At 35.4% G+C, this 6,000-nt stretch carries 7 protein-coding genes and 1 pseudogene; all 8 read left to right on the top strand.

What is annotated here, in order from left to right; all coding sequences use genetic code 11:
* Window positions 1–119 precede the first annotated feature (119 nt).
* Window positions 120–503 (top strand): annotated as a pseudogene (locus tag FHL05_RS09705) (PTS sugar transporter subunit IIA); the annotation flags it as partial.
* 14 nt (window positions 504–517) lie between these two features.
* A complete protein-coding gene (locus tag FHL05_RS09700; RefSeq protein WP_153384697.1) occupies window positions 518–823 on the top strand; it encodes a PTS sugar transporter subunit IIB in 306 nt (101 codons plus the stop codon).
* A 32-nt stretch (window positions 824–855) separates the two neighbouring features.
* Complete coding sequence (locus FHL05_RS09695; protein WP_153384698.1) at window positions 856–2,274, top strand: PTS galactitol transporter subunit IIC; 1,419 nt, start codon at window positions 856–858, stop codon at window positions 2,272–2,274.
* 150 nt (window positions 2,275–2,424) lie between these two features.
* Window positions 2,425–3,132 (top strand): GntR family transcriptional regulator, encoded by a 708-nt coding sequence (locus FHL05_RS09690; protein ID WP_153384699.1) that lies wholly within the window; start codon window positions 2,425–2,427, stop codon window positions 3,130–3,132.
* 21 nt (window positions 3,133–3,153) lie between these two features.
* Window positions 3,154–3,636: a PTS galactosamine transporter subunit IIB gene (gene agaB, locus FHL05_RS09685; RefSeq protein WP_153384700.1), complete on the top strand. Its 483-nt coding sequence runs from the start codon at window positions 3,154–3,156 to the stop codon at window positions 3,634–3,636.
* Complete coding sequence (gene agaC / locus FHL05_RS09680; protein ID WP_153384701.1) at window positions 3,637–4,446, top strand: PTS galactosamine transporter subunit IIC; 810 nt, start codon at window positions 3,637–3,639, stop codon at window positions 4,444–4,446.
* Complete coding sequence (gene agaD, locus FHL05_RS09675; RefSeq protein WP_153384752.1) at window positions 4,436–5,254, top strand: PTS galactosamine transporter subunit IID; 819 nt, start codon at window positions 4,436–4,438, stop codon at window positions 5,252–5,254. The genes agaC and agaD overlap by 11 nt, the downstream gene beginning before the upstream one ends.
* On the top strand, window positions 5,254–5,676 hold the full coding sequence (locus tag FHL05_RS09670; RefSeq protein WP_153384702.1) for a PTS sugar transporter subunit IIA domain-containing protein: 423 nt from the start codon (window positions 5,254–5,256) through the stop codon (window positions 5,674–5,676). The genes agaD and FHL05_RS09670 overlap by 1 nt, the downstream gene beginning before the upstream one ends.
* The last annotated feature ends 324 nt before the right edge of the window (window positions 5,677–6,000 follow it).

Raw genomic sequence — 6,000 nt, 5'->3', positions numbered from 1 at the left:
GGTCGAACATCTAAAGGGCATGAATGGTGTCCTTTTTTGGTGTTCTTAAATGGTTATTACTAATAAATGGTATACAAAAATAAAGTTGATGGCAAAATACCTATCAACTTTATTTATCGTACAGCCACAATTTATTGGAACGAGAACAAAACTATCCTACTGGAATAGATATGTCAGTTGTATCGCCAAAGATACCGAATATTGCCATTCCACATACGGAGAGCGAATTCGTTAAAGTTCGTATGATTGTTCCTATTAAATTGGAAAACGAAATTCCTTTTCACAATATGATTGATCCATCAAAGGAATTTAACGTGAAGTTTTTATTCATGATTCTGAACAATGATCCTGAGGGCCAATCAAACATTTTGGCACAGATCATGGACTTCATGGCTCGTACTTCTGAAAACGAGCTTGTACCATTCTTTAAGAGCGACGATCCAAAAGAGATTTATTCTTTCTTGAATCGCAAATTTATTAAATATGCTAAAAGCAATGAATAAGGAGAGTGTTGATTATGTTTAAAATTTTAGCTGCTTGTGGTGCCGGAGTTAATTCAAGTCACCAAATCAAGGATGCTTTGGAAACAGAAATGAGCAATCGTGGTTACGATGTACAATGTGATGCCGTTATGATCAAAGATATTACCGAGGATATGTTGGATGATTATGATCTATTCACACCAATCGCTGCCACTGATTTAGGATTCACACCTAAGATTCCAGTTATTGATGCTGGTCCTATCCTATATAGAATGCCTGCTATGGCAAAGCCTGTTTATGACCAAGTAGAACAAGCTATTAAGGACAGTGGCAAAGCATAGTTTCATAAGACACATCTAGGGGGAAACGGAATATGTCAGGAATAATTGATTTCGCCAATGCGATATTCAAACCTTTAATTGACCTTGGTGCCGCACCAATGATGTTAATCGTTTTGACAATTATCGCTTTGATTTTTAGAGTTAAGTTCTCCAAGGCTTTGGAAGGTGGTATTAAATTAGCCATCGCTCTTACAGCCATCAGTGCCGTTATTGGATTGTTGACAACAGCATTCCAAGACGCATTGAACGCCTTCGTTAAGTCAACTGGTATTCAACTATCAGTTACTGACTTAGGTTGGGCCCCACTTGCTACTATTACTTGGGGTTCTCCATATACATTGTTCTTCTTACTTGTATTAGTTATCGTTAATATCGTCATGATTCTTTGGAATAAAACCAATACGCTTGATGTTGATATTTTCGATGTTTGGCACTTAGCTTTCGTTGGACTACTTTGCATGTTCTTCGGTGCTAACTTGCTAATTACTACATGTCTTGTTATTTTCATTGGTGTCTTGAAGATTATCAACTCAGATTTAATGAAACCTACTTTTAATGATCTACTTCATGCACCTGCTTCTAATCCAATGACAACAACACACATGAACTACATGATGAACCCAATTATCATGGTCTTTGATAAGATTTTTGATGTTATCTTCCCATGGTTAGATAAATTCGACTTTGATGCTGCCGCATTGAACAAGAAGATTGGATTCTGGGGAAGCAAATTTGCCATTGGTATCTATTTAGGTATCTTTATCGGTTTACTTTCACACCAAGGTGTTAAGGAAATCTTTACACTTTCATTTACAGCTGCATTCTGTTTGGAACTATTCTCTTTGATCGGTTCTTGGTTCATTGCCGCTGTTGAACCATTATCACAAGGTATTACAGACTTTGCTAACAAGAAGTTAAAGGGTCGTACAATGAATGTCGGACTTGACTGGCCATTTATCGCCGGACGTGCTGAAATGTGGGCTGCCGCTAACGTTCTAGCACCTATCATGCTTCTTGAAGCACTTGTATTGCCTGGTAACAAGATCTTGCCTTTAGGTGGTATTATCGCCATGGGTGTTACACCAGCATTGCTAGTTGTTACACGTGGTAAGATTATTCGTATGATCGTTATCGGTGCCATTGAACTACCTATCTTCCTATGGGCCGGTACATTGTCAGCTCCTATGGTTACTGAAACAGCTAAGAAGCTTGGTGCATTCCCTAAGGGATTGTCATCAGGTACAATGATTTCCCACTCAACAATGGAAGGTCCTATCGAAAAATTCTTGGCTTACTTAGTAGGTAACGCTTCAACTGGTGAAATTAAGTTTGTTATCTATGCTGCACTTGCATTAGTTGCATACCTATTGATTTTCATCTGGTACGCAAAGCAAATGAAGAAGAGAAACAAAATTTATGCTGATGAAGCCGCTGCAAAAGCTGCCAAATAGTTTATTAAGAAATAATAATTAAGACTCTCAGGATTAATTCTTGAGAGCCTTTTTTATACGTATTTTAATGAAAGCGTTGACAGCAAAGGGCTAAGGTGATTTACTATGAGTGTGGTTGTTATAACAATATAACAAGTTGAGGAAATCCGGATGAACAGTATAATGCCACTATATCAAAGCATGTTGAATGATCTTATTAAACAAATTGAATCAGGAAAATTGCCTAAAGAAAGTAAGCTTCCTTCTGAACAAGAATTAGGGGCAATTTACAACGTTTCAAGAATCACCGTGAGAAGGGCCTTAGCTGAATTAGAGAGTCGAAATTATATCTATAAGAAGCAAGGTCAGGGATCATTTGTTTCATCTAGTGAATCAGAAGGTAGTACAGTCCAATTTTTGAATGTTAAGAAAAAAATTGAACAAATGGGTTCAATTCCAAAATTTGAACTAAGAAAATTTGAATTAAACATCGATGGTTCAGAAAAGAAAATCCGCAAAGAGTTGAATTTAAAGCCTGATGATTATTTTTACGTTATATATCTTATGTACTATGCAGATGATGAACCAGTATTTTTAGATAAAATATATCTGCCATTTTCAGCTTTCCCCATGATACACAAAAGTGAAATTGAGAATAATAATAACCTGATTCCTTTTCTAGTGAAAAAATATCAAAAACGACCTGAATTTGTATCTAAGACTGAGCCAGGAATGATTTTGAAAACTAATCGCAAAATTTTTGATTTAAGCGTTGGCGATCCCTTAGTCAGTATCAAAAGACGTGGCGTTTTTGATGAGAAATTTGTTTATTATAGTCAGTCCACTGTTGTTAGAGATTTAATTATGTTCATAGTTTAGTTTAGAAAGAGGTAATAGAAAATGAGTGAACCAAATATTGTACTAACGAGAATTGATAACAGACTAGTTCATGGACAAGTTGGTGTTGTATGGACTTCTTCAATTGGAGCAAATCTTTTATTAGTTGCTAATGATGATACTGCAAATGACCCTCTTCAACAGGAATTGATGGAGGCAACCGCTGAAAGTTCTGGCGTTGGAATTCGTTTTTGGACAATTGAAAAAACAATAAACAATATTCACCGAGCAAGTGCCCGTCAAAAGATTTTTATTATCGTGCGCACACCAGAAGATGCTCGAAAGTTAATTGAAGGTGGCGTTCCCATAGATAATCTAAATATCGGTAATATGCATTTTTCAGAAGGAAAAAGACAAATTACGAAGCAAGCTTATATGGACGATAAAGATATTAGCGATTTGAAAGTATGTGCTGCTAAAGGTGCTTCCGTTTATGTACAAGAAGTTCCAGAAGATAAAAAACAACCGTTGGAAGAAGTGATTTAAATGCAAGTTACTTTAATGCAAGGTATTATAATCGGAATCTTTGCTATTATTTCTGGGATTGATTTCTGGTGGGAAGGTTTTTACATTTTTAGACCAATGATTGTTTGTACAGTCACAGGGATGATTCTAGGAAATATTACTTTAGGAATCGTTGCTGCTGGTCTAACAGAACTAGCTTTCGCTGGATTAACTCCAGTTGGAGGAACACAGCCGCCTAATCCTATCATGGCTGGAATTATGACAGTCGTACTTGCTTATACGACAGGCAAATCTCCAGCTACAGCTATTGGTTTAGCTTTACCATTTAGTATTTTGATGCAATATATTATTTTATTCTATTACTCAGCATTTTCCGTTTTAACAAAGAAACTCGATACTTATGCAGCACAAGGCGATACTAAGAAATTTACACGTTTAGCATTGCTGCCAACGTGGATTGTTGGATTATCATACGGTATTATCGCATTCCTTTGTGTTTATGGTGCTCAAGCTCCAATGAAAGACTTAGTAAATTCGATGCCAACTTGGTTGAGTCACGGATTTGAAATTGCCGGTAGTATTTTACCTGCTGTTGGTTTTGGTTTACTTCTTAAGAGTATGTTGAAAGCTAGATATGTACCTTATCTTTTGATTGGATTTACTGCAGCATGCTTTATCAAATTTGGAAATTTGATGCCAGTTGCCGTTATCGGTGTTGCCCTTGCTTTGATTGAATATGCAAGAAGTAAGAAAGATGCCGAAAATGATAAGAAATTAAAGGCAATTATGGAAAATTCAAACAACAATGGAGATGACGATGATGGAATCTAAAAAAGTTGAAACTCCAAAAAGAGGAAAATTAACTAAACATGATGTAAAAATGCTTGGTATCAGATCTTTGTTTAATCAATCAGCAATGAACTATGAAAGAATGCAAGCTGATGGTTGGACTTTAGCGATGATTCCAGCATTAAAGAAGATTTATAAAGATGATAAAGAAGGTTTAGCTAAATCTTTAAAATCAAATCTTCAATTTATTAATACTAATAATTATGCCGCTCCTTTGTTGATGGGACTTGAAGCTTCACTTGAAGAAAATGGTGAAAAACGTTCAACGATTGATGGCTTAAGAATTGCGTTATTCGGTCCTCTAGCAGGTATTGGTGATGCCATTACATGGTTTACAATTTTACCAATTGTTGCTGGTATTACAGCATCGTTTGCAAAACAAGGCAGTATTTTAGGACCACTGATTTTCTTCCTCGTATACTTAGCAATGTTCTTTGCTCGTATTCCAATTGCTCAATTAGGTTATACAACTGGTACTAAAGCAATTTCTAAGATTAGAGAAAATTCAGCCATTGTTTCACATGCGGCCAGTGTCCTAGGATGTACGGTTATTGGTGGATTGATTGCTACATATGTTCAGATTACAGTTAAGACAAAAATTCCTGTTTCAGCTGGACACACGATTTCAATTCAAACCCAATTCTTTGATCGGATTTTCCCTAATATTTTGCCACTAGGTTATACATTCTTACTTTATTGGTTATTGAAAAAGAAGAATGTTTCACCAGTTATCCTTATTTTGGCAACATTCATTTTTGCTATCCTATTCTCATGGATGGGGGTCCTATAATGAAATTAGTCGTAACAGGTCACGGCAACTATGCTAGTGGAATCGAATCTACTATCAAATTGCTTGCTGGTGGTTTAAAAAATGTTAGCTTTATCGATTTCACTAGTGATATGGATGAAGATGGACTTTATAAAAAATTTAGCCAAGAAATAAAAGATGACGATGCGGTAGTTTTCATTTGTGATTTACTTGGCGGAACGCCGTTTAAAGATGCAGTGAAATTAAGCGTCGCTAGCGATAAAGATATTAGCGTTACTTGTGGCTGCAATGTCGGTTCTATTATGGAAGTTGGTTTGCAACTTTCAAATTATAAAGATTCTTCAAAAAAATTAGCTGATGAAATTGTTTCAATCAGTAAAAATGGAACAAAGGTTTTTGAACATAAGAAAGTTGAACAGGAACCTGATTCAGATGGGATTTAATTAAATAGTTTTATTATCTTAAAAAGAGGTTGTTGAATAAAGTTCAGCAACCTCTTTTTTGCAACAAATTTTTTCAAAAAAAGGCTAGTGAATTGTCACAACTAAATTCGATAGTGAAATAATCCACAAGCCGTGTTAAAGTTAACTTAAAATTCGTTTCACCTAAGAATATTTCTTTATCTGTAAATAAGTATATTAGTATCATGATATGGATGTCTAACAGTACAATTCTGGAGAGCAATTTCTTAGCCCCCTATTTTTTTGTGGTGTAATTTATGTTTTAATATTAGAGGCGATATTTTAACCATACTTAAGAAATATATT

This window comes from Companilactobacillus halodurans (genome assembly GCF_009600995.1).
GTDB classification, from domain to species: domain Bacteria; phylum Bacillota; class Bacilli; order Lactobacillales; family Lactobacillaceae; genus Companilactobacillus; species Companilactobacillus halodurans.
This window is presented reverse-complemented; position numbering and strand designations above follow the sequence as displayed.